Annotated in this window: 15 protein-coding genes; 3 read left to right on the forward strand and 12 right to left on the reverse strand. The window is 64.6% G+C overall.

Annotated features, from left to right (window positions below):
* The first annotated feature begins 98 nt into the window (after positions 1-98).
* Positions 99-383, forward strand: a complete 285-nt coding sequence (locus AC1DSO_RS05190; protein WP_477067835.1) for a hypothetical protein — start codon at positions 99-101, stop codon at positions 381-383.
* Here the strand turns inward: AC1DSO_RS05190 and AC1DSO_RS05195 are convergent.
* Together AC1DSO_RS05195 and AC1DSO_RS05200 are read right to left on the reverse strand one after the other, a co-directional pair.
* Positions 366-947, reverse strand: a complete 582-nt coding sequence (locus AC1DSO_RS05195; protein WP_477067836.1) for a hypothetical protein — start codon at positions 945-947, stop codon at positions 366-368. The genes AC1DSO_RS05190 and AC1DSO_RS05195 overlap by 18 nt on opposite strands.
* 61 nt (positions 948-1008) lie before the next feature.
* The gene (locus AC1DSO_RS05200) at positions 1009-1794 is read right to left on the reverse strand and encodes a hypothetical protein (protein WP_477067837.1); all 786 of its coding nucleotides are present in this window, start codon (positions 1792-1794) and stop codon (positions 1009-1011) included.
* A 329-nt stretch (positions 1795-2123) separates the two neighbouring features.
* Here AC1DSO_RS05200 and AC1DSO_RS05205 point away from each other — a divergent pair, with 329 nt between their 5' ends.
* Together AC1DSO_RS05205 and AC1DSO_RS05210 are read left to right on the forward strand one after the other, a co-directional pair.
* Positions 2124-4421: a hypothetical protein gene (locus tag AC1DSO_RS05205; protein WP_477067838.1), complete on the forward strand. Its 2298-nt coding sequence runs from the start codon at positions 2124-2126 to the stop codon at positions 4419-4421.
* Positions 4418-10765 (forward strand): AAA domain-containing protein, encoded by a 6348-nt coding sequence (locus tag AC1DSO_RS05210; protein ID WP_477067839.1) that lies wholly within the window; start codon positions 4418-4420, stop codon positions 10763-10765. The genes AC1DSO_RS05205 and AC1DSO_RS05210 overlap by 4 nt, the downstream gene beginning before the upstream one ends.
* Here the strand turns inward: AC1DSO_RS05210 and AC1DSO_RS05215 are convergent.
* The 10 genes from AC1DSO_RS05215 to AC1DSO_RS05260 form a co-directional block, all read right to left on the reverse strand.
* Positions 10762-11457, reverse strand: a complete 696-nt coding sequence (locus tag AC1DSO_RS05215; RefSeq protein ID WP_310083187.1) for a hypothetical protein — start codon at positions 11455-11457, stop codon at positions 10762-10764. The genes AC1DSO_RS05210 and AC1DSO_RS05215 overlap by 4 nt on opposite strands.
* Positions 11454-14741: a hypothetical protein gene (locus AC1DSO_RS05220; RefSeq protein ID WP_477067840.1), complete on the reverse strand. Its 3288-nt coding sequence runs from the start codon at positions 14739-14741 to the stop codon at positions 11454-11456. The genes AC1DSO_RS05215 and AC1DSO_RS05220 overlap by 4 nt, the downstream gene beginning before the upstream one ends.
* Positions 14738-15619 carry a hypothetical protein gene (locus tag AC1DSO_RS05225; protein ID WP_310083191.1) on the reverse strand — a complete coding sequence of 294 codons (882 nt, stop codon included), beginning with the start codon at positions 15617-15619 and terminating at the stop codon, positions 14738-14740. The genes AC1DSO_RS05220 and AC1DSO_RS05225 overlap by 4 nt, the downstream gene beginning before the upstream one ends.
* Positions 15616-18153 carry a DEAD/DEAH box helicase gene (locus tag AC1DSO_RS05230; RefSeq protein WP_477067841.1) on the reverse strand — a complete coding sequence of 846 codons (2538 nt, stop codon included), beginning with the start codon at positions 18151-18153 and terminating at the stop codon, positions 15616-15618. Before AC1DSO_RS05230 ends, AC1DSO_RS05225 begins: the two co-directional genes overlap by 4 nt.
* Before the next feature lie 122 nt (positions 18154-18275).
* Positions 18276-18971, reverse strand: coding sequence for a 7-cyano-7-deazaguanine synthase QueC (queC, locus tag AC1DSO_RS05235; protein ID WP_477067842.1), 696 nt, complete (start codon positions 18969-18971; stop codon positions 18276-18278).
* The gene (locus AC1DSO_RS05240; RefSeq protein ID WP_310083198.1) at positions 18971-19339 is read right to left on the reverse strand and encodes a 6-pyruvoyl trahydropterin synthase family protein; all 369 of its coding nucleotides are present in this window, start codon (positions 19337-19339) and stop codon (positions 18971-18973) included. The genes queC and AC1DSO_RS05240 overlap by 1 nt, the downstream gene beginning before the upstream one ends.
* Before the next feature lie 52 nt (positions 19340-19391).
* Positions 19392-20504 carry a DGQHR domain-containing protein DpdB gene (gene dbpB / locus AC1DSO_RS05245; protein WP_477067843.1) on the reverse strand — a complete coding sequence of 371 codons (1113 nt, stop codon included), beginning with the start codon at positions 20502-20504 and terminating at the stop codon, positions 19392-19394.
* Positions 20501-21796, reverse strand: a complete 1296-nt coding sequence (gene dpdA / locus AC1DSO_RS05250) for a tRNA-guanine transglycosylase DpdA (protein WP_477067844.1) — start codon at positions 21794-21796, stop codon at positions 20501-20503. The genes dbpB (AC1DSO_RS05245) and dpdA overlap by 4 nt, the downstream gene beginning before the upstream one ends.
* Positions 21793-22908, reverse strand: coding sequence for a DGQHR domain-containing protein DpdB (gene dbpB, locus AC1DSO_RS05255; protein ID WP_477067845.1), 1116 nt, complete (start codon positions 22906-22908; stop codon positions 21793-21795). Before dbpB (AC1DSO_RS05255) ends, dpdA begins: the two co-directional genes overlap by 4 nt.
* On the reverse strand, positions 22905-23594 hold the full coding sequence (locus AC1DSO_RS05260) for a hypothetical protein (protein ID WP_477067846.1): 690 nt from the start codon (positions 23592-23594) through the stop codon (positions 22905-22907). The genes dbpB (AC1DSO_RS05255) and AC1DSO_RS05260 overlap by 4 nt, the downstream gene beginning before the upstream one ends.
* Positions 23595-23954: the final 360 nt, after the last annotated feature.

Raw genomic sequence — 23954 nt, forward strand, 5'->3', positions numbered from 1 at the left:
TGACCAAGCCAATTGATCCAGCCGGGCTGACAGCGGCTGAGCTTCTCCAGACGGCTTCGGAGGCGAATCTCAAAGCCACGCGCGCCTGGATGCTCAGGATGCTGCGCTGGGGCGCGGGCGCCAGCAATCTTGGCCTGCTGACAAGTCTTCTGACCCAGGTCGGCGTGCGCCAGACCCATGACTTCGTCCAAACTCAGGGGCAATGGCTCGCCCAGAACGGCTACGTCGAAACCAAGATGTTCGACAAGACCGTGGTCTATGAGTTGACGCGGCTTGGCGACGAGGTGGCGCGCGGCCTGGTCCTAGATCCGGGTGTCGAGGCGGTTCAGCTAGCCGACGTCGCGGACGACGAGTTGGTGATGAGCTCACTTCGCTCCAGGTGAACCTTTGGGATTAGAGGCGTTGGTCGAGCCAGCCCAGATCAGGAAGTCCAGCTTCTTCATCGGGCCGATGGCGAGGCCGCCGGTCGGCGTGGGGAAGGTCTGATCGAACCATTGCGACCAGGACCGGGCCTCCGCCGTGGTTTGCAGCCGCCGCAGGATCTCGTCGAGCGCCTTGTAGTAGGCAACGGCGCTGTCCGGGGCCCGCCTGAACACCGGTTTTGGCAAACGTTTGGCCATGAACTTGGAGACGATGCTGTCGATGATCGGCGCTTCAGGCCGAAGCGTCGCCACCAGTTTGCTGACGAACGAGGCTTCAACCCGGCCTGTCTTCGCATAGAGGTCCAGCAGCACCGTCTCGAACAAAACCTGGTGGGTTTGCTCAGAGTTTCTTGCCGCTTCGAACAGGTCGTAAAATTGGCCGCGCCAATCGGCGTTGCGGCGCACACCGTAAAAGCCGTTGAACCTGCGTTGAAACTCGATGGCGCTTGGGCCGACGACACTGGCCTTGGCGTCCTGGACGAGCGCCCGATAGGTGGAGACCGGATTGGGCTTGCGTTCCAGCAACTGACCGCGTGCCTGTTTCGCCAAGCCCGAGAGCGAAGGCGGCCTGATCTGGGCCGCGCCGTCAGGTGACATCAGCGGCGGGGACCACGACGTTGGGATCGGGTTTGAAGGTTCTATAGACGCTGAAGGCGACGTTCTGGATCTGGCTCTTTTCGAGATAGATGTTCGGAATGCCTTCGGTCTTGGTCAGCACCGTGCGCTTGAACTCGCCCGGCTTCATGTCGACGTAGAAGGCTGTGACATCCTTCAGCGAGATCGAGATGATCTCCTTGTCCGGGTTGAGCGCCATGTTCTGCAGCATGCCCTCATAGCCGAACATCGCGCCCTCATGCTCGATGGTCGTCAGCACGAAGGCCGTCGCGACGCGAACATACTTGGGATCTTTCTCGCGCATCTGGCCGACGAGGTCAGCCGCCCAGCCATAGAGCAAACCCGACAAGCGCTTTTCGACGGCCGCATTGGACATCAGGGCCAAGGTGACCAGGAAACCGCCGACGCACAGCACGACCAGGCTGGCGAGAAAGGAAAAGATGCCCCAACCGTTGAGCGTGAAACCCGGTTTCCCTGCCGCGAGCAGATCGACATAGATATTGGGGTCGTAGTCGACCGTCAGGTGCCACCATCCGGCCTTGACCCACACGGCTTGGAGGCACAGCGCTAGCGCCCATGCGGCGTGCAGCAGCAGGGTGGCCAGCGTGACGAGGGCCAGGGTGACGATCGAGCCCGGCGCCGGCGGCGCAGGGTGAAGACGCCCATCTTTTTGGCTGGTGAAGAAAAGGCCGGTGTAAGCCGCGAACCCGGGCGCGAGGAGAAACAGCGCCAGAACGAGGTTGTAGCTGAACGTCAAGCGCGGCGCGCGCGCCCGTTGGCGGACTTGGTCTGGTCGCTGGATTTAGGCTGCGTCAGATCAATGACGCCGTCGGGCAGTTCGCGGCCAGCTCGTCGCACTTGCGACCAGTCATTACCGTGCTCTTCATAGAGCCGACGGCCTGCTGCTAGCGCTTGGTCGGAGTTGAACTTCATGGGGAAAATATGCCGTTGTTCGCCTCTGGAGGCAAGTATGGCGCTCGCGGCTTTGGCGCAACGGTACGGACCGTCTTGCACAAGCGGCGCTGTACGGTCCTGATGGCGCTGTAACAACTTACAGGTGCGCGATTCGCGCCGTGGGCGTCGAGCATGGCGAGAACTTTCAGCGGATCGACGATCAAGTCCTGGTTCCAGTACCGCTGTGAGCGCAAGACCCGCTACGAGCTGTTCACCGACGCTGAACTGGACGCCGTGCCGGTCGTAAAGATCGTCAAGGAAAACACCTGGGCGGTCCTGGGAAACGAGTTCGAAGCGCGGGTCGTCGGCAAGCTCGATCGCACCGATGGCGTACTCCTGCCAGCCTCGCCGAAGCGTCCGCTGGACGAGCGCCTGACCGCCTCTTTCCTGCAAGGCCAGCAGAGCAAACCCTACGCCGCTCAAGCCAATCTCACGCCGCGGTCTCAGCCCAAATTCCTTGAGGGCACGGATCTGGCGTTGAAGCGCAATCTGCCCGACCTGATCCGCTTCGCCGCGCCGGCAGGGCATGGCGATCGCGTCTTCACCATCATCGACGTCAAGGCGACGCGACGCGCGACCGCGTTCCACAAGACGCAAGTGGCCTTTTACGTGCGGGTGCTGGAAGAACTGTTGCGAGAGATGGGTTTGTCGGCGCAAGCCCGCCTAGATGACCATGGCGAGATCTGGCGCATCCCCGATCACGGCGTCGCCACGGGCGAGGACCATCAGGTCGAGCGTTTTGCCTTGGCGCCCTATCTTCGGATGGTTGACGACTTTTGCCGCAACATCCTGCCCGGCATCGCCAGGAAGAAGGTGCTGCCCACCTTCGACGAGACCTTCTTTCACCTCTATTTCAAATGCGAGCAGTGTGAATTCATCGATCACTGCGCTCGCAGCATCGACCCGCAACTACCGCCGGAGAAGCGAGACGTCTCGGCCGTGGCGGGGCTGACGCATGAGGCCAAGCGGTCATTGCTTCGCCTGGACGTTCGATCGGTCGCCAATCTTTCCAAGGCCGCGGGACTGGCCAAGCAGCCGGGAATTGGCTGGTCGCTGGGGCGTCGCGCCGAAACGCTGAAGGCGCGCGCTCAAGCCCTCGCGACCAATCAGATCATCCGCACCGTCGATGAGCACACGTTCCTGATGCCGCCGCGGGCCGACGTCATCCTGTTGCTGTCGGTCGACCACGACCCCGTCGACGACCGCATCGCCGCCATAGGGTATCGGCGGGTCGAGGGCGGCAAGGTCGTGAGCCAGAAGATCGAAATTCCAAAGAGCGGCGAGGCCGAGGACGAAGCCTTGGCGATGATTACCGTCCTGGCCGCCCTGATCGAGGACCTCACCGCGATCGACCAGGCCAACGCCGCCGCGCCAGCCGGGCAGGGGGTCTTCGCCCACATATTCTTCTATGAGCCGACCGAAGCCACGGCCCTGCAAAACGCCCTTGGCCGGCACCTGGACAACGCCCACATCCGCGGCGGCTTGCTGCACCTGGTGCGCTTGTTCCCGCCCGACGAGGTCGTGCCCGAGCCTGAGTTCAAGGGCGTCCATCATCTGCCGGCCACCGCCGTCCGCAGCGTTGTGGAGCAACTCTATGCTCTGCCGGTGATGGTCGCCTATGACTTGCGGCAGGTCAGTCGCGCGCTCGAGGGCGTCGGCGGCGGCCCCGCCTATCGGCCCGCGTCCGGTTTCCAACGACAGTTTTCGTCACTCTTGTCGATCGACGTCATCCGGCCCATCCGCGAGCAAAAGCTCGACGCCAAACCCGTCAGCGCCGTCGAGGCTGACGTGGCCGCGCGTCTGGACGCGCTGCAAGGCGTCATCGCTTGGCTCTACATGCAAAATCAGGCGTCGACGGCCAAGGGCGCACCGTTGCTGCGACTGGCCAAGAAGCCCTTCCGCTTCCACGCCAGCTTCGACCCGCTCAACGCCGTCGATCTCGATATCCTGGTGGCGTGTGAGTTGCTCGAAAACCGCGCGGGTCTCTTGGAAGCGCTGGTAGGCCTGGCCCAGCCCGCCGAACGCAGACGTGACACTGGGCGCTGCATGGCGGGTCTGACGCTGATCAACCACGCGGTCTACGGCCGCTCGGCGATCCTGACTTTCAGCGTGCCCGAGGCGAGCCGCGCAAGCGACCTTGGCCCTGGATCTTTCAACCTCATCCTGACCGACAATGATCCGGATCTGCGCCTAAATCTTGGAAACTGGCGGTCGGTCAGTTGCTCGATCCTGGCGCCGTCAGCCGATTATCAGGATCGACCCGATCGGGTGTCCGTACGCATGGAGCCGGCGATTTACAGGGCGCCGGAATTTGACGCCCTGCTGCGCCGCACCGCCTCGAACGGGTGGTTTATTGATCAGGCGTTCGGCGACGTCAACAGCGTGCGCGCCGCGCAATTCCTGACCAATCTGGCGAGCGCCCAACCATGAGCGGCCCCGGTCAACTCGTCAGGTTTCTGCGCGATCCCAAGGCCTTCGCGTCAGGCGCGGCCGATCCGGAAGTTTGGCGCGCGGCGCTGGAAACGTTCGTGGCGCCCCAACTGAAAGCCAAGGACGATTACCCGCTGCGACCGGCTCAGATCGCAGCTTGGCAGGGCTTGGCGACGACACGGGCGGGCCTTGTGCTCGGGCCCCCGGGCACGGGCAAAACCCATCTGCTGGCCTGGCTCGTGGTCGGCTATATCCAGGCGCGCGCGGCGGCGGGCCTGTCGACTCGGGTCTTTGTCAGCGCCTTCACCCGCAACGCCATAGGCAACTTGCTGGACGCCGTGGCCAAACGTGCATCCGAGTACGCCCCAGGCCTTTGTGACGTCCGCTACGTTGGCGCGGGACCCCCAGCGGGCCTCTCGGGCCTGGTTGAACACCGCGAGCGTCTCAGCGCCTCGGAGGCGGATGCGGCTCTGGCGGACCTGCAGGCTCCCTATGTGGTCATGGGCGGTTCGATCTGGTCGCTTGCGCGCCTAACCGCCCGCAAGGCGGCAGGAGGCGACGGCTTTACGGCGGACCTCTTTGACCTGGTGTGCATCGACGAAGCCTCGCAGATGGTGGTCAGCCACGGGTTGATGGCCCTGGCGGGTTTGAAGGCCAGCGGACGGGTGGTCGTCGCCGGCGATGACCAGCAATTGCCGCCCATCCGCTCGGCCCGCGACATCCGGGTCGACACCCGCGACCTGGGCGGATCGCTCTACAGCTTCCTGAAGTCTGGTCAGGTTCCGGAGTTTCCTCTGGACGAGACCTTCAGGCTCAACGGCCCGTTGGCCGAGTTTCCCGAGCGCGTTTTCTACAAGGACAATTATCGCTCGGTCGACGAGGTGCGCGATGCGCGTCTGGCCCTGATCGACACTTGGCGTGACGGGCTTGATCCGTGGGAAGCCGACCTCCTGGACCCTGACTGGCCCGTGGCCGTTCTGCTGCACGAGGGACCGCCAGCCGCCAGCCAGAACGAGTTTGAAGCCGGTTTGGCCGCGAATTTGGCGCAGAAGCTGGCCGAGCGGATGGTCGGCGCCAAAACGGGTGGCGCGCTGGCGCCGGAGTTCTGGAAAGACGGATTGGCGGTCGTCAGTCCGCACCGAGCGCAGAACAACGCCATCCGCTCAGCCCTGCCAAACAGTTTGGCCAAAGGCGCGTTCGTGGAAACCGTCGATCGTATCCAAGGCAAGGAGCGCGACGCGGTCATCATGTCCTATTGCGTGGCCGACGCAGAATTTGCGGTGGCCGAAGCTGACTTCATCTTCGCGCCCGAACGGTTGAACGTGGCCATCACGCGCGCCAGAACCAAGCTGATCATCCTGATCAGTCGTCGGCTGTTGGACGCCGCGCCGGGCGATCAGGACGCCATGGACAAGGCCGAACTCCTTCGCGAGTTCGTCTTCAGCGCCAAGCCTCGACGCTCCTGCAACCTTCAGAACGGCGGCGGCGGTCAGGTCGGCGTCCAGATCCTGCTACGCGGATTCGACGCACCGCCGCTGTTCGACGACAGCCCCCAGGTCGCGCCGGGGCCGACAGCCGCCGATGAAGACCTCACACAGGATCAAGCACGACTCCTGGCGGCGGTGCGTGTCTGCGTCACGCAGTCTGCGAACGGGGCGGCCAAGATCAAGGACCTGCAAGCCAAGCTGGCGACGCAGCGCGACCTCTTGCCCGATCTTGCCCGGCTTCACGCCTTGGGCTGGATCAATCTCACCGAATCCACGCGATACGGTAGTTTCTGGCAGGCCCGCATCGTCGATCCGCGTCGTCAGGTCTTCGCGGTCGATATTGAGACCGTCCGGGCCAGGCTCGAGGGCGTCATCAGCCAAACGCGCTCCGGCCGCGCGCCGCCTTTCTATGACAAGGTGCGTCAGCGCTTTGCCTGGATGAACGGCAAAGGCGTGGACGTCCTTAAGCCGACACTGGATGTGCTCAAGGCCGAAGGACTGATCGTCTTTGCGACCGCCAATAGCGCCATGACGGTCGATTGGGTCGAGACCGAAGTCCCAGACGAGAGCGAACCGCCTGAGCCGCCGCCGGCGTTGTCCGATCAAGACTTCGTTGTCCTCAACGCCCTTGAGACCCTCGAGGCCACGACGATCAATTTTGGCGTCTTCGAAGCTTGGACATCGATCGCCACCTTGGCCGATCAGGGCGGTCTGGATCGGGAAGTGGTCGCTGGCGCGGTTGGTCGTCTGGCCGCGCAAGGCTGGCTGATGTTGGCCGATGAAGGCCGTGTTCGAAGCCGCATGAGCGAGATGGCGCGCGAGCTTCGCTATGTGAAGCAACGCTTCAAGCCCGACGACGCCGACACTCGGCCCTATCTGGTCCGCAGCCTGAAGATCGAGTTGCGCGATCGCGACAAGCCCGAGCGACGCGACGCGGTCGGCGACACGGTCGAGCGCGCCGCCGAAGGCCTGCCCAAAGCTCATCAGCAGGCGCTCTTTGCGCTGCGCGACATGTTGCAACGGCGTTGGGGAGACACGGCGGCGGTCGCGGGGTTTCAAGCCCGCAGCCTGATCGCGATCAGCCAGGCCTGGGCGGGTCGGGCAGCAAACGCCTACGTCATCGCCGCCGATACCGGGTCGGGCAAGACCGAGGCGGCGATCTTCCCATTGATCGCCGGCGCTGCCGCCGACCGTTTGGACGGCATACGCGGCGTGAGGGCCATCTTGGCCTATCCGCGCATTCGCCTGGCGACCAACCAGGCCCAGCGCTTGGCGGGCTATCTGTCCGATTTCGCCCGCGAGCCGGGCATGCCGACCGTGACGGTGGGTCTGCAGGTCGGGGCCGTGCCTCAGACCTTCGGGCAACTGCAAAAATGGGATGAGGACGCCGGCTGGCGCCAAGTGAGCGATCGCACCTACACCTTCCCCTTCTTTGCCTGCCCCACCTGCGAACAGGAACTCCTCCTGTCTCACGGGCAGGGGGTAGACGGCGCCGACAAGCTTTCCTGCACCCATTGCGCCTGGACGTTCTCGGGTTGGGTGGGCTCAAAGCAGGCGCTTCGCGACAATCCTCCGGCGCTCTTCCTGCCCACGACGGACTCGTTGCACCAGTGGATGCACAACGTCGATTACGGACGGCTGTTTGGCGACGACGCCGGATATGCGCCGCCGCGCGCGGTGCTTGCCGATGAAATCCACCTCTATTCCCATGTTCACGGAGCGCAGGTCGGTTACGCGCTGCGACGCCTGGTGGCGCGCGCCGCCGTCAACGCCAAGAGCGCTCTTCCACTCCTGGCTATCGGTATGAGCGCCACGCTCGGCGATCCGGCAAAGGCCTGGGAACGCCTGGTTGGCCATCCGGCCCAACTGATCACGCCCCTCGACGGCGAAAAGACCGTCAATCCACGAGGGCGGGAATACTTCTACTTCGTCCAGCCCGAGGTGGAGTCGCGCGGCAAGGACATCGCCGGCGCGTCGACGACCATTCAGAGCCTGATGTGTCTGGCCCACGGCATGCGGCGGCGTACGGGGTTGCAAGGCGGGTTCCGCAGTCTGGTTTTCCTGGATTCAATCGACAAAGTCCGCCGTCTGCACGCTGCCTATGCCGATGCTGAGACCTATAAAAAGCTCGCGAAGCTGCGGACACGGGACTATCCCGACGATCCCCTGACGGGGCAGGCGCGCCAAGGCTGCTGTGGGCAGCCCCATGGCTGCGATGTCTTCCAGGAAGGCGAGTGCTGGTGGTTCGCCGCGCAGGACAGCGCCCAGACGGGCGCGGCGGGACGCCGCCGTCCAGGCGCGCCGCTCACGGTGGCCGAACAGCCGGTGTTCTCGGGCACGTCCGGTCGGGTTGAGGGCATGATCAAGCGCTCGGACATCGTCTTTGCGACCTCCTCCCTGGAGGTCGGCTACGATGATCCCGACATCAACCTGGTCTACCAGCACTACGCGCCGCGCGACTTGGCCAGCTTCATCCAGCGCAAGGGTAGAGGCGGGCGTGGGGTCGATGATCGACCGATCACGGGCGTTACGCTGTCGCTCTATTCGAGTCGCGACACCTGGTGGTTTCGCAAGCCTCACGAGATGATCTCGCCGGCGGGTTTCGACAGCCCGCTCAATCCCGACAACTTCTTCGTTCGTCGTGGCCAGGTGCTGGCGGCGGTGTTGGACGCTTTTGCGCGGCGAGAGCGCCGCGGCCGGCCCGTCGATCTGGAGGCGCCGGATCAAGACGCCTGGAACGAGGCGCAGATCTTCGTCGAGACCCTTTTTGGCCCCAACGCGTGGGAGCCGTTCGCCCAGGAGGGGTTGGCGGTCTTCTGGCGCAAAGCCTTGAAGGCGCGTTCCAAGGATGAAGCGCTGACTTCGACGCCCAAGGCGCGCGCGCTACTGACCTGGATCCCGGGAACGCTTTTTGAAAGCATCAACCTTCCGCACCTGACCGTCAGGTCGGCGGGTGCAAAGGACGCCGACGAAGACATCTCCCTGGCTCTGGCCACGGCGGCGCCGGGCAACGCCACGCGCCGCTACGATGGCGTCAATGTCTATTGGCGTCCGCCAGTCGACGGCCGCGGGCCCTGGTTGACTCCGGAGGACTACGAACAGGGCCGCAGATATCCGGTGGGCGAGGGCGCTCAGGCCTGGTTGGAGCAGTTGCCGGACGAGGCACGGCCCTTGCTGGTCGACCTGCACGACACCTATTTCCGCCCCGCCCAGCTGACGCTCGAAGTCTTGGGACGCATGCATGGCGCTGGCTGGCAATCGGATTGGGAGGCGGGGTCTGGTACGAGCGCAGCTGTCGCCAAGGTCGGCGATCCGCCGGACCTGACCCGGCAGATCAGGCACGATAGCCGTGGGTTCTTGCGCGGCTTTCCGGTCCTCAAACCCGCCGACGATCTGGCTCGCGCTCTGCCCATCACTGGATTGGAGCCGTGGGTTTCGCGCGTTGATCTTTTCCAAGGCGACGGCGTGGGGGGCAAGACCACCGGTCTTGGCATGGCCCGGGTATTTTGGGGCGCGGATGCCGAAGCGCCGCTCAACGGACCGCCGGCCAGTTCGGAGACCTTCACCCAGATCTTTACCGGTCCGGGCGATGAGCGACCGCTTCTGCACGGTTTTCACGTCCAGACCGAAGGTGTTCGGTTTGTCATCGACACCGAGCGACTGACCCGTTTCGTCGACCGGGAGGCCAAGCGGCTTGAAACCGCCGATGGCGAGCGCGCCTGGCACGAGGGGCAACTCTTCCGCTACGTCCTCGAAGCCGGCGCCATCGCCGCGGGGGTCAATGGCTTTGAGGCGCGCCGGGCGGCCGAACTCTTGGCCACGGCGATCGCCGATACAGCGCTGCGCACCCGTCTGAAGTCGGTTCTCCGGTTCTGGGACAGGACCGACGTCGCCACGCTGTTTGAAGACACGCGCGCGGCGTACCTGTCGCATCATCCGATGCTGAGCATCGCGCGCGTCATGCGCGTGGCCGAAATCTTCGGAGCGCCAGCTTTGAAGCCGGTCCTGCAGGCGGCCTTGGACAGCTTGTCGAACCCCGCAACCTTGCGGCGTTACCTTTGGACGTCAGTGGTTCATGCGCTGGGCATGCGTTTGAAGGAGTCCTTTGTCCAGACCGCTCGCGGCGACGAGCGGCAGGTGATCATGCATACGCGCCTTCCATTGCAGTTCGAGGCGATCGAGGAAGCGGTGATCACCCTTTGTGAAGCGGGTTCATACGGTGACGGAACCACGCGCGCTTACGCCGAGCAATTTGATCAATCCAAAGCCCATTGGCGCGACGGGTTCATTACCGATTGCCCCAACGCTCTTGAGGACGCGGCGCTGGCGCGATTGTTCGAAGCCGGGGACCATCATGGCCAATGGCGGGCCTTGGATCCTGACAATCCTTCGACCTTGCGCACGCTGGTCGAGGCGTTGGACTTGCCGCCAGGCGCGGCTGCGCCGCCGGCCGTCCTGCGCGTGCTCTATGGCAAAGAGCAAATCGGGATCGAGCGTTTCGACCTCTATAACCTGGCGATTGAATTGCGAGTTGTGGAAGCGGCGCTTCAGTCCAAGCTCAAACGCGAGCCTTCGGCATGGGAGCTGATCAGCGCCTGCGTCGATCAGGCCACGGCCGGCAAGAGCCCCGTGGCTGCGCGTCTCCTTGCCGCCTACGCCCAAGTCGAAGACGCGGCCCTCGATGATAGCCTCAGCCCTGAAAACCGGCTGGCCGATCAGCTCTACAGGCTTCATGGGCGGCTTTGCGTCGACGGGTGCCATGCGTGTGTGCACCAACCCAGCGACCTGATGTCGGAGGGCTTGGCCCAGGCCTCGACAAGCCGGAGCCTGCTGGCAAGGTTCGTTTGCGAAGCCTAGCCGGTGACCTTGAACGCGCCGAGCGCCTCGTGTTTTTTCAGCCAGGCCGCGACGGTCGGCGTCACCATTTCAAGGGTCGCCGCCCCCTTGGTGACCGCTTCCAGGAAGCGATCAACCTCGGGGCTGGCGGTGAACGCCGCCATCTCCTCCAGCGCCTTGCCCCGATCGGCCTTCAGCTTGGCGATTTCGGGTGCGAGGGTCTCGGCCGGCTGGGTTCGGGCCGCGAGCGCTTCGGCCCTCTGACCCGTTTCCACCAAGCTGGCGCCCAGCGCCTCGGCCCCGGCGATGCGACCCACAAGATGACCGACGGGAATAAGCGAGGCGTAGTCGCTTTTTGATCTTATGTTCCACAGGAAGCGAACCTGCTGGTCCAGATCCCGTAGCGCCGTCGGCAGTTGGCCGTAATCCTCGTCGATCGCACCAAGGTCATCGGCGGTCTTGGCCGTGGCGAGCAGTTCGCCGATCTCAAGGGATTGCGTGACAGCGTTCTCGGCGGCGCTTTTCACGCCGGCCTCCGACAGCCCGCCAAGAAGGTTGGCAAGGTCAATAAGGGCTACGCAACGCTGGCCTTGGCGAACACAGTCGCTGGTCTTTTCGCTGACCTTGCCAAGGATCGACCCCAAGGCGCGCGCTTGCAACGCCGTGGGAATAAGTTCGATTTCCGCTTCCAACTGGATCAGGGCGTCGGTCATTGAGCGCTCGCGGACATGAGAACGGTTTTGGCCGCCGCCGAGGCCGCCTTCAGGGCTTCGCCACGTGCGTGCAGGCTGGCCAAATCCACCCCGCCGGAGGCGGCATGGACCAGGTCGTGTACGTGCGGAGCCAGTTCCTCGACGGTGTTTTCGCCTTTCTGAACCTGATCCAGCACCGTTCTCAGATCCGCTGCCGGCGCGGCGATCAGCCAGGCCAACTGTTGGGCGGGCGTCCGCGGCGGATCGTCTTCCACAGCCTCGATCATCATCGTTTGCAGTCGCGTCAGGGCGGTCCGATCCTCGAGCAAACGACGCAGCTTGCCGTAGGACTCCACCCAGTCACGCACCTCGGCGGGCGATCGGGTCGGCAAGGCGAGGGCCACAGCACGAACCACCCGATCGACCCGGCCAAGGTGCTCAGCCACGCTGTTGTCGCGAAGGAGCGGCAGAAGGGTTTTACTCCGTTCACCCAGCAAACCGCGCTCTAGCGCCGTGACACGCGGGAGCGCCGCGGCGACTTTGAGCGCCACCTCGCGCAGGACCGGCAGTTCGCTGACGGGCGGCTTGGCGTCGGCCTCGGGCGGCAATCCATCGACCCGCAGACTCTGAGCTAAGTCGATCATCGCCGCGGCGGCGACCGATAAGTCCGCCAGGCCGAAGCTGCGGGCGCGCCCCTGAGGCAGGCTGACCATGTCGATCAGCATGGCGCGCAGGTCCGCATGGCGCCGGCCCGTTGCGGTCAACACCTCTTGCCAGGGCAGGGTGCGCATCATCGGCGCGGCCTCGGCCTCGCCCTCGTCGCTGAGCAGCACCCGCCATTGCTCCGACAGCGGCGCGTCAGGCGATACCGCGCCCCTCAGCCAAGCCCGCGCCAGCAGTACCTGAACCGCGGCCCGGACCGGACGCCATCCCTTGCCGGAGGCCAGCGTAGGCAGGCGGCGGTCCAGATGGTCGGCGGCCAGACGTTCCAGTTGCCGCACCAGCACCGCAAGACGCCGCCTTGCGTGCTCGATCTCTTCGAGACTGAGTTCGGCGCCCTCCGTCTTCAAGGTCGCATAGGCTTTCAGGCCCTGGGCCAACCAGTCCTTGCGCGGGACTTCCATATGGCGCGGGTCGATCTTGCCGGCCCCTGCGATCTTGACGCTTTCGGGCGTGAACACCTTGTCGAACGTCCAGCGATCGATCTGCAGTCGCCGGATATCGATCGTCTGCATCACCTCGTGAACGAGCGCGTTCCATTTCGCGGCGCTGGGCAGAGCCTCATCGCCCTGCAAGTTCTCGACTTCGGCCAGCAGCCTTTCCAGCTCTTTGCGGCCGGCCGATTTGACGCCTGGCGCGGGCGGACGTTGGGTTGGCGGTCGAACGGCGGTTTCGGCCTTGGTCGTCGTAGGTTTTGTTGCCGTCGCCGGAGGCGCTGTCGATGCTTCCGCCGCAGGGGTAGCTTCTGCGCTTGGCTGACCCTCATCGTCTGGCCCGTCAGCCGGCGCGATGGACGTTTCGAGCGCACGCACATCGGGCGCGGGCATTCGAAGATCGTCGGCGATCCAGGGAAGGTCGAAGGCCTCGACCACGCTGCGACGCAAGCCGGCGTAGCGGATCTGCCCGTCATCGTCTTCGGAAAGGCCGGGGCGATTATCACCCCAGTAGGCGAACAGTCGGCGAAGACGACCGCGCTGGGTCTCGTCCTCGACGCGGTTCGTCAAGCGGCTTTCCAGCAGCGGCGCCAGCGCCACCTTCTGGATGTAGGTTCGCTCGATTTGGGGACCTGGGTAGCGGCCTTCGGCGAACACCTCGGTGCTCAGAAGCGTGGGGCTCAGGACGCCCTGCAACAGGCCGCGCGGGGTTTTGAAGGTTTGCCCCCGCGCGTCCGATTTCAGCGCCGCGAAGAAGCCGTCCACCGCCTGGCGGGTGAAAGGAAACAGGCCAACCCCATCCACCTCACCGAAGGTGGCGATGCAAGGCTCGCTGCGCGGGCAGGTCTCACAGACGTTGGGTGGCGGCAGGCTGTGCTGCGTGCGGACGTCTTCGCGCCAAAGCTTCAGCCGCGCCGAACCTGCCCGAGAGGCCGCCAGATAGCGCGAAACGAAAGCGGCTCGCCTTTCTGGATCCCTGAGGGTGCCGATCTCCTCAAAACGCCCGTCCGACTTGCCCAACCGGATATCGATCGTGATGCGTTGTTGGTAATTGCCCTTCAGGTCGCGCTCGTAATAGTCGGGCGTAACGCCAATGACCGAAATCAAGGGGCACAGGTCATCTTCTGGCCGGGTCTCCGCGTTCGTGACCAAGACGTCGATCAAGCTGTCGTCGACGCCTTGCCAAGTCGTCACGTCCTCCAGGAGCAAGACGAGCCGCCGCCCCTCCCTTTTGAGAGCCGTCCGCAGTTCCTCGAAAAGACGCTTCAACGCGTCTGCCGAGACGCCGATGACGTGCTGGACAGCGTGGTTGCGGCGCGCGTTGAGGGCCTCGATGAGCTTGAGGCTCTCGGGCAGGACCAAGGTGTCGTTGCTGATCTCCGCCCACGAGCGACCTTCGGCCAAGGCCTCGCGAATGTGAACGGCCTCGCCCATGAGCCGTCGCGCCAGGGTGGCGGACTTCTCCGAGTCCTTGGCGTCGGGGCAATAGTCGACGAGATCGAAAACGTCCTCGAGATTGAAGCTCGCCGATTCCGAGTTTCGAGCGTCTCCRCCACTCATGATCTCGAGCACCCGGCGAGGACCCTTCCAGTTCTCACGGACCTGCGCGTTGAGGATCAGCTTCTCCGGCTCATACTTGCGGCACCACTCCACGTCTTCGGGCGCGGAGTCGAAATAGTCCGGACGCAGCGACACGGCCAAGGAGGTCAGGAACTGCATCGAGCGGCCCACAAGGCCAGCGGCCTGCTGCTGCTTGAGGCCGTCGAACAGATGCTGGAACTGAGCGGGGATCTTGCGCTGAAGCTGACGCAAGGTGCCATCCAGGCTGCCGTTGGCTCGCTGGATCAGCAGGCGCAGGTCACTAGGTTCGGGCCAGTTGACGTCGAGCCAGCGAATGATGTGCGACTTGCCAGAGCCTGGCTCGCCCTGAATGACGCACAGCGCGTGTTGGCGGTGCGGATTGGCCAGAGCTGCGAGCAGGCCGCTTTCAGTCGGCGCTTCAACGTCGGTGGCGTGCGAGCCTTCGACGTCGAAGCCGTTGACCGGCGTGTGGGTCGCCAGGAAGATCTCGTCCGCGCCGGCCAGCGCCTCAGTCCGCAGGATCGCGCGCGCATCCTCGCTCGTCCAGCAGGGCGTCGACAACAGGCTCACAGCGCGCCTCCCTTCAGAACGATGTGCTGGACGCTGGTCTGGGGCCTGTCGTCGGCGGCGAGCCGGACAATGCCGGAGGCGTCGCCGCGGACACGAAGTTCGATGAGTTCGTCATCGGCCAGATCCCGCAACGCCATCGACAGCAGGCGCGAAACATCACGGCGATCAGGCGTAAAACCCATGCGCGCAATGACCGGCGCCTGAAGGGAGCCGCCGTCCAGATAGGGCATGCGACGGGCCAATTCGGCCAGGACCTCGCTGGCCGGCAATTCGACGTCTCTGGCCAACGCCGATCGCGCCAACTCGCGGCGCACGCGGCCGGTCATGCATGGATAGAAGCCAAAACCTCCCGGCAGTTCGATGGCCAGGTCCAAAAACTGGGTCCAGCGCCGCCAGGCCGTGATCTTGGTGCGGTTGTAGCGAAGATCCCCACCTGCCGGATTGCCGATGTCGGCTTCGATCATGCTGGCGGTTCTGTCTGGGCCCTGTCCGGTCCATTCAAGCGACTGGGCCTGATCGACCTTGAGGATCATCCAGGCGAGTGCTTCCACGACCAGGTAGTCCGGATCGTCCGGCCCGATCGTGCAGAGGCGGTCGTGAACGCGATCGGAGAAGTCTTGGTAATCGTCCGGCAGGGCCTGGCTCAGTCGGTAATCGGTGCTATCGAGTTCCAGCAAACCCAGGCTGACGCTCGCCCCGACCGCCTGCTTAGCCGCCGATCCGTCGCCGGCGTCGTTCTCACCGCCATTGCGAAAGAACTTCGGGCTCAGAAGGCTCCACAGTTCGTCACGCGGCACGGGGCGCCCGACCGCCGCAACCGCGCTGATCGAGGACCAGACGCGTTCCGGCGTGCCCTGGGTGTCGGTCAGCAGGCTCATGCGAAAACTCCAGCGACGGACTTGGCCAACTCATCGAGCGCTTCTTCTTCGATGGGCGCTTGCTGGGAGGCGAATTGATGCAAGGCGCGTCCGTCAATCCGCCGCTCGGGATCCACAACGAAGGCCAAGGTCTGATTGGGACGTTGCGCGGCCAGGCGGTGGGCGGCGCGCAGCCAGCGCCAGACATCGACGCTGTCGGCGGGCAATACGGCTGTCGGCACGTCGGGCAAGATCCGTTCATGCGCCATCCAGTCCTCGGCGTCTTGAACAAGGCCCAGGCGGGCGGTCGAGGCCGCCAGCATTTCGGCGATGGCGAGGGCCTGTTGTCGGCCGGCGATGAATTGCTCGACGCCGGCGTTCACCAACCTGCGCACCAGGCCCTCGGCGGAACCATCGGCTTGCGGCGCCACCAACACCAGCCCGCTGCCCAGCGGCGAGCGGCCGACAGAGGAGAGGGCCGGCCAAGTGGCTTGCAGCCCCGTCGGATGGAGAAGCGTGGGCGGCGCTTGGCCGCGGGCGCGGCAGTCGGGGCACCGGCCGCAGTCGGGCGCATCACTGCTGGGTTCGATCAGTCCGTAGGTTTCACGCAGAAGGCAGCCGGAGACATCGCGCGCCAAGAGACGGCGGAAGCGGTCTAGTTCCAGTGTGGCTTGCCGCTGTTCCGCGTCACGGACGCGATAGATCCGGTCCCAGACCTCAGCCCAGGCCTCCCCGTCGCCCAAAAGGCCGTCGTCATTGAGGATGGCCTCCCAAGTCTCGGCGCCTTGTGCGATGTCGGATCCATCAGCCGGCGGGGCCGCCTCGATCTCGATCACCCCGGCGCGCTGCAGCAGGTTAAGGAGACTGCGGTTCCAGCCGCGATTTTGCTCGCCGGTGTAGCGACCAAGTCCCTCGCGGGCCGCATCTAGCGACAGGCTCAGGCGACGTCGGTCGTCGGCGTCCCACGTGGGTGCGCAGCTGTTGCGCAAGGCGATCCACCTGGCTTCGGCCTTGGGTCGCGAGAGCCATCCGCCTCCCGCCAATGCGCGTGCCAACTCCTCGTCGGATCGCGTTTCATCTTCCTCATCGGTATCGCCACGACGACGAGCATCCCGTTCGTCCCGGCGCGTGCGCGTCCATAGGGCAAGGCCCAGGCCTTGGCGTCCATCGCGCGCGGCGCGCCCTATCTCCTGGTACCAACGCGACGGGGTTTCGGGCAGGCAGGCGTGAATGACGGCCCGGACGTCGGCCTTGTCCACGCCCATGCCAAAGGCCGAGGTCGCGACGACGAGGTCCAGTTTTTGTTCAGCCCAGTCGTCGACGATCCGCCGACGTTCCACGGCGTCGGTGATGGCGCCCGTGAAGAGCGCGACACGCTCATAGCCGCGCACCTTGACCAAGCTGTCGTACAGATCGCCCGCTTGATCGACCCGTGTGGTGTAGACAACCGCGGGCCTTGGCGCGTGATCGATCGCGCGCAGCAGGACTGCATCGCGCGTCCCATGATCGTCGAAGGTGCGCATCGCCAAATCAAAGTCGTAACGCGGCGTATGCGCATGCACTTCGAGCCAAGCGCTGCGGCCGTAGGAAGACTTCAAAACCGCGCACGCCGCGGGCGTCAGCGTCGCAGACAACAGAACAGTGCGAAGGGCGGGGTTGCGGACGCGCAGGGCGTCGACGAGCGCGGGAAGCCGCTGAAAGTCTGGCCTGAAAGTGCGCCCCCAGCTTTCAACGATGTGCGCTTCATCTATGAAGACCGCTAGAAGTCGGCCCGCCAATCCAAACTTGTCTTCGGACGGCGCGGCGGCGTTGAGAAGGCCTTCCCAGGCCGAACCGAACGCGGCTTCGGGCGAAAGCAGCAGGACGGGCGTTTCTCCGCGCCGGAACGCGTCGATGACTTCCTGTCGTTCCTGACGGCTCAGGGCGCCCGTCAGCGCCCGGCTGCCCTGCAGCCCTTCAATCTTGCTGAGCGTACGAGCGTGATCCTCGGCCAGGGCGACCGTGGGTACGATCACGATGACACAAGCGCCCGGCTCTTGCCGACGCCACCACAAGGGAGCCAGTTGGAAGAGCAGGCTCTTGCCCGAACCTGTGGGCATGGACACCATCAGCGATGCGGCGTCAGGCATGGTCAGCAAGGCGTTGAGCGCCGCCTTCTGGGTGATGCTGCGGTAGCTGGTATGGCCCGTACAGCGCAGGAGCGCCGCATCAGCCACGCCGCCCTGGAAGAGCGTGCGCGGTCTGGGATCGATTTGCAGCGCCGTCTCCAGGCCAGGCGCGATCTCATCGAGGACGCCATCGACAAGGCTAACTGCGCCGCCGCTGGCTCGCGCCAGTCCAAAGCGGCCAAGCTGGGTCTCTTCGTCGATGCCAAGCGTTATCCCGGCGCTCTCCAAATCGGTGCGGCCGCCTGACAGGCGCGCCAGTTCACGGATCAAGGCGAGACGATCGCCAGGCGCGCGGGCAACGGTCAAGGCGCGGCGCGTACGCGCTCTGACCTGGTCTAGCCAGGCCGCATCGCTCTGAAAGGAGCCGCCGGAAGAAAGGCCGCTCACACCGCCTTCCCGGACTGAATCATCTGATTATGCAAGCTCCACCCCCATGCGCAGCTTTGCCCGGTTGGCGTGCATCTGCAAGCCCGGCAACCCTAAAACGGGTGTGCGTCAGAGCCGGACGTTCAGCCTTCGTGCCAGGCGCGGTAGCCATTGCCGCGCAACTCGCAGGCCGGGCAGGTTCCGCAGCCGTAGCCCCAAGGATGGCGGTGCTCGCGGTCGCCCAGATAGCAGGTGTGGGTGTGCTCGATGATTGCATCGACCAGCGGTTGGCCGCCCAGTTCCTTCGCCAGAGCCCAGGTCTGAGCCTTGTCGATCCACATCAATGGCGTGTCGATGACGAAGCGGCTTTCGGTGCCCAGGTTCAAGGTCACCTGCAGCGATTTCATCGTGTCGTCGCGGCAGTCCGGATAGCCGGAGAAGTCGGTCTCGCAGACCCCGGTGATCAAGTGCTTGAGGCCGCGGCGATAGGCGACCGCGGCGGCATAGGTCAGGAACAGGAGGTTGCGGCCCGGGACGAAGGTGTTGGGCAGGCCCGTCTTGCTGAAAGCGATCTCGCGGTCGCTGGTCAGGGCCGTGTCGCTGATCGCCGCCAAGGAGGGCAGGGCAAGCATGTGGTCCGGGCCCAGGCGCTGCGACCACTGCGGAAACTGCGCGCTCAGTTCGGCGCGGAAGGCCTCACGAACGTCAAGCTCGACCCTGTGGCGCTGTCCATAGTCGAAGCCGATGGTCTCCACGTGGTCGTGGCGCTGCAGCGCCCAGGCCAGGCAGGTCGCCGAGTCCTGGCCGCCGGAAAAGACGACGAGCGCGCTGCTCGACATCAGGCCGCGGGTCCAAAGTAGGTAACGCGATCGGACGTGCTGTCGCGCAGCACGGACACGCTGTGGAGCATGGTCACCTGGTCCTCGAGCTTGCGCCAGATATAGGCGCAGAGGTTTTCCATCGTACCGGGCCCAAGGTCGTTGATTTCATCCAGGAAGCGGTGGTCCAGAGCCTCGCGCGCTTCCTCAAGCTTCAGTTCAAGCACGCTGGTGTCGATGATCATCCCCGACGCCGGGTCGGGACGGCCGCGCAAGGTAATTTGCGCCCGATACGAGTGGCCATGAATACGACGGCTGCCATCAGCGTGGATCGTCCGCTCCAGAGTATGGGCGGCGTCGAAGCGAAACTCTTTGGTCAGTTCATACATGGCGCGATGAAGCTCTTGAGGGACGCGCAAGCCAGGCCCGCGCTTGAGCAGATCATGAGTCGGCGGTTTCCAGGAGCGCGCCTTGATCGCTGTCAGCCAGCGCGCCCGCCCGGCGTTTGATGTCGGCGCGGACGATCGAGGTCAGGTAGTGGGTCAGGGTGAGGATGTCGCGATTGACGTTCTGGACGCCGTTCCACGGGCGAACGTCGCCCTCGCCGAAATTCCAAGACCCCTTGGTCCAGGCGGTTTTGCCTTCCAGGCAGCGCAGGCCCGCCGCGAAATCGGTCCAGGTGCGCGCGCCGTCGAGCGAAGCCAGGGTCTCCATGACATAGCCCATGGCCTGGATACCGGCGCTGTGCACCAGGCGTGAGGTCGTGGGTTTGTGGGCGATCCAGTCATCCTTGAACACGTGGGCCACGGCTTTGAAGAACTCGCTGGACAGCACCATGCACTTGCGCTCGCCGTTATGCTCCTGGACCAGGTCGCGCATGATCCCGTCGCTGAGCGAGGCCATAAGCACCCGTTGCACCGAGGTGTCGACGATCGTTCCCGCCGGGTTGGTGTGCTGGCGGATCATGCCCTTGAGCGAGGAGATGTCCGAATAGTTCAGGCGGGCGGTGAGTGACGCGGCGGTCGAGCGCACCTCCATGCGGTTGGGCAGGCCCTTCACCGTGGGCAGCAGTTCATAGATCAGCGATTTGGGCAGGGGACGGGTGTTGTTGATCAGCACGAACTGGCGGCGCAGTTCGGCCTCGTCACGGCAAACCATGGCGGCCACGAAGACCTGGAAGTCTTCGCGTTGCGTGGCCGTGAGCGCCGAGAGGCGCTGTTGGCCATCGACAACTAGGCCTGGCGCACCGCCTGTCATGTCGATGGTGATCTTGACGACGCCCGAGCCAAGGTCTTCGACCTCCACACGGTCGGTGAAGGCCACAACCACGGCGTTGGGCAGGATCGAGTCCGGTTTGGCCAGATAGTCCTGGATCTCGCGGATGTGGCCGGCGATCTGCGGACGCTGGAAGCCGAACAGGTCGCCTTGCTCGTCACGGGAGACACGCTCGATCTGGGCGAACTTCAGGATATCGCTGGCCGTGGCCGCGAAGGTCAGAACCTCGTGCTCGGGGCTCTGCTTGGCCTTTACGGCGGTGAAGGATAGCTTGGTCATTCGGCGTCGCCCGCAAGGCTCGTAAGATCGTCGATCAGGGTTTTGTAGACGGCGAGGTTATGAATCCCCCGCCGCTTGTTGCGATTGCTCGCCCGAAACAGCATCACCTCGATGCCGGCCTGGCTGCAGATGGGGCAGCCGCAAGCCTTCCAGGGACGCTTGGTTAGGGTCTCCCGATACGCCGATTCCAGCCGCTGCATGACCGCTGTGTGACGCACGGCCTCGTAGGCTTGGTCGGTGGCGATGATGGCGTTGTACTTCAGCACCGGTTCCAGCACGCTCTCCAGATCGCGCTCGCCTTTGTCGAAGGCGCGCAGCGCCGCCAGAGACTCCACTTCGAGTTTCGAGAGGTCCTCGGCCTTGAAGGTCCCTTGCTTGATCAGCCGCGTCAGGCGCGGGTTCTCGATCGCCTGGGGCACGCGGATGGCCGTGTAGTAGCGCAGCGCGCCTTGGCCATCGTCATCGCGCAGGAAGTAGTTCTGCTTGGCGTCCTTGAAGGCGCGGATCAGCGGCGAGGTCGTATCGAAGCTGGTGATGTTGTAGGCGCCGAACGAGTCGATCTCGTTGGCCTTGGCAAAGCCCAGGATGTGGAGCCGCGTGCTGGCCGGGATCGCCGCGCGAATGGCCGCCAGACACGTTTTGATCTGCTCGGACTTGAGGGGCAYCATCCCCCCGATCGCCAGATAGGTGTAGCCCATCGCCACCAGTGAACGCGCCGCTTCGGCCATGCTGTTGGGAGACCAGCCTTGGACGACGCCGAGTGGCGTAAAGCGCTTCATGTCGCGGGTTTCGCGCCAGAAAACGTCGGCGTTCTCCAGCGTGATGTCATAGCGGCGCTTGGCTTCCGCCGAGCCGCCCGCGAACCCCACCAGGGTCTCGTCATAGTCGAAGATGATATGGTCGACCGAGCAGCCGTGGGTGAAGCCGCAGTCATCGTAGAACTCTGCGGTGTCGCCAGGCGTATAGGGCGGCACGTCCTGGGCGACATAGGTGAAAGCGCCGCAGTCGCCGAACAGCGCCAGATCGGCGAACTGCGGCTTGTCCAGTCGCATGAACTCGCGCACGCCCACCCGGCGAAAGCGCATGGCCTGGCTTTCGGTGTACTTGCCCTTGATCCGGTGATCGCCAACGATGCCGCGCGAAACCAGCACGCCGTCATAGGGCGCATAGCCCATGATCTCATGGGGATATGCGTCGTCCCAATACGGCTTGCGATTGGGCGTGTTGCGATCGTTGATGAAGTCATAGCCCGGATCGACAAAGTCGAGGCTGTCGGCAAAAATGAACTTCATCGGCTGGCCCTGGAGAGTTCTCGGTCGAGGCGCAGCAGGTATTCCGTGAGCCCTTTGATGTGCTTGCTGGTGCTTTGCGGGTCGTCCCACGCCCAACCCAGCTCCTCCCATACGCCGCTGGTCCAACGGCAATGGGGAGCCAGGCGGGCCAGAGACGCGGCGACGTCGGCGCGTGGATCAAGGGACGCGTCGGCGCGGGTCCAGATCGGGTCCATCAACGCGCCCATGACCCGCACGCCGACCGAGTGGGTCAGACGGCTTTCCTGCGCCGGCCGGCCCCAGGCTTCGCCGAAGACTGTCCTGACCGCCCCCCAATAGATATGCAGCGCTTGCAGCATGCTGGGCAGATCAACGCCGTCGGCGGTGCGATAGGATCCCAGCGCGCCGCCGGGCCGCAGGTTGGATTGCAGCGCGCTCATCAGGGGTGTGTCGGTGATGACAGGGCCGGCCACGCCCGCCTCCGACTCTCGCTTGATCATCTTGTGGAAGGGCGAGACAGGGTCTTGGTTGAGCGCGTTGCAGAGCACACTGGGAATGAGGCGGGGGGCCAGATCACGAGGCAGGTCGACGCTGACCTCGGGCAACAGTTCGTCGATCAGGCGCGAGGGGAGGGGCTTGGCCTTGTTGACCAGGATGAACTGCTCGCGCTGAACCTCGAGATCGGACGAAACGAAGGCAACGATCGGCACCAGCAGGTCCGATTGATTGGCTTTCGACAGCGCCAGCGATCTCTGTTGGCCATCGACGATCCACGCCGCGCGCTGACCTTCGGGACGTAGCGGAATGCACAGCACGCCGCTTTGCACGGCGTCCGTGCCGCCTTGAGGCGCGGGACCGCGCGAAAGCTTGAACGCCACCTCCTTGGAGAGCGCCAGGATGATCGCGTTGGGAAAGAGCACCTCGCCCTTCTTCAGGAACTCGGCGATCTCGGAGACGTGACTCTTGATCTCCTTGCGCTGAAAGCCCCGCAACTGGTTCTCGTCCCGGTGAAGGCGCGAGATGTCGGCGATCTTCATGACCTCGTCGCCGCGGATGAAGAAGGCGAAGACGTCCAGGCTCGCGCCCTGGCGGGTGCGCAGCGCGCGAACCGACAGCACCGGCGCGCGGGTCAAAGCAGGGCTCCGATACGCTGACTGGCCACCGCTTGGAACAGCAGCTTGAAGCGACCTTGTTCGCAGGCCACGCCTAGCTTGTCGCGCAGGTGGCGCAACATCGCGCCTGATCGGCCCTCCACCAACGCCCAGTCGCGCGCGATCAATGCCCGGATTTGCGCGTCGTCCAGCCGTTCGCGAGCTGGCGTCTCACGCGCCTCCAGACCCTCGAGCGCGGACAGGACCGCCTTGCGATGCAGAGCGATATCCTCGGGGGCGACGCCGATCTTCTCCACGAAGTGCTTGAGCGCGCGTTGGGCGAAGTCACTTTGCGTGCCGGCATAGAGGCCATCGCCAAAGCGATCCAACCGATCATCGTACGGCATCCATGCGCCGCCGAAGGTCTTGGCCAGATCGCCGCCGGGCGTCTCTTTCGAGAATAGCCGCAAACGGGCCAGGCGTTCGGAGGGCCAGCGCGACCAGGCGTCGGCGACCATATCCAGATAGGGACGCGACAGGGCCGCTAGGATCAAGCCTTCGCCGTCCAGCGCCGGCGCGGGCTCCAGAGCGGTTTCGACCTGTGACCACCAGGCGCGCGCATCACCGCCGGTCTTTCGCAGGATCGAGTCCGGGGCGTTGGGCGCTACCGTCAGGTCATAACTTGGCGCGAAGCTTTCGGCGCTGATCAGGCCTAAGCCGGCGGACACGATATAGAGACGCCCCTTGGCGGATTTGGTGGCTTGGGTCGCATCACTGAAGGCTCGGCCCAGATAGAGCGAACAGGCTGTCCAAGGCCGCTTGGCCGCCGACAGCCGTTCGCGCCATGCAACTCCGACCTCTTCGGACGGACCTGACGCCAAGTCGCGTGCGCTGAGGTCCGGATCCGGCGCGTGCCGCTTGCGGTTCGTGCAGGTCGTAATGATGATGGGGTGTGCAGTTATCGGCTTAGCCTCTGAAGTTCGATGCTGCAGTTTCCTACTGCAGTCAGCTGAGTTGGGGCGAGCAGTTTTTCCGGGGATCGGCCGTTCTGGTGCTGGAATTTTGCTCCGAGTCTGGGACCTGAGCCA

Source organism: Caulobacter sp. P4_E5, assembly GCF_056401555.1.

Excerpts from the sequence above, each read along its gene's own strand:
- AC1DSO_RS05190 (WP_477067835.1), top strand. The coding sequence starts at position 99 with ATGCTGCGCTGGGGCGCGGGCGCCAGCAATCTTGGCCTGCTGACAAGT.
- AC1DSO_RS05205 (WP_477067838.1), top strand. The coding sequence starts at position 2,124 with ATGGCGAGAACTTTCAGCGGATCGACGATCAAGTCCTGGTTCCAGTAC.
- AC1DSO_RS05210 (WP_477067839.1), top strand. The coding sequence starts at position 4,418 with ATGAGCGGCCCCGGTCAACTCGTCAGGTTTCTGCGCGATCCCAAGGCC.
- AC1DSO_RS05215 (WP_310083187.1), bottom strand. The coding sequence starts at position 11,457 with ATGACCGACGCCCTGATCCAGTTGGAAGCGGAAATCGAACTTATTCCC.
- AC1DSO_RS05225 (WP_310083191.1), bottom strand. The coding sequence starts at position 15,619 with ATGAGCCTGCTGACCGACACCCAGGGCACGCCGGAACGCGTCTGGTCC.
- queC (WP_477067842.1), bottom strand. The coding sequence starts at position 18,971 with ATGTCGAGCAGCGCGCTCGTCGTCTTTTCCGGCGGCCAGGACTCGGCG.
- AC1DSO_RS05240 (WP_310083198.1), bottom strand. The coding sequence starts at position 19,339 with ATGTATGAACTGACCAAAGAGTTTCGCTTCGACGCCGCCCATACTCTG.
- dbpB (WP_477067843.1), bottom strand. The coding sequence starts at position 20,504 with ATGACCAAGCTATCCTTCACCGCCGTAAAGGCCAAGCAGAGCCCCGAG.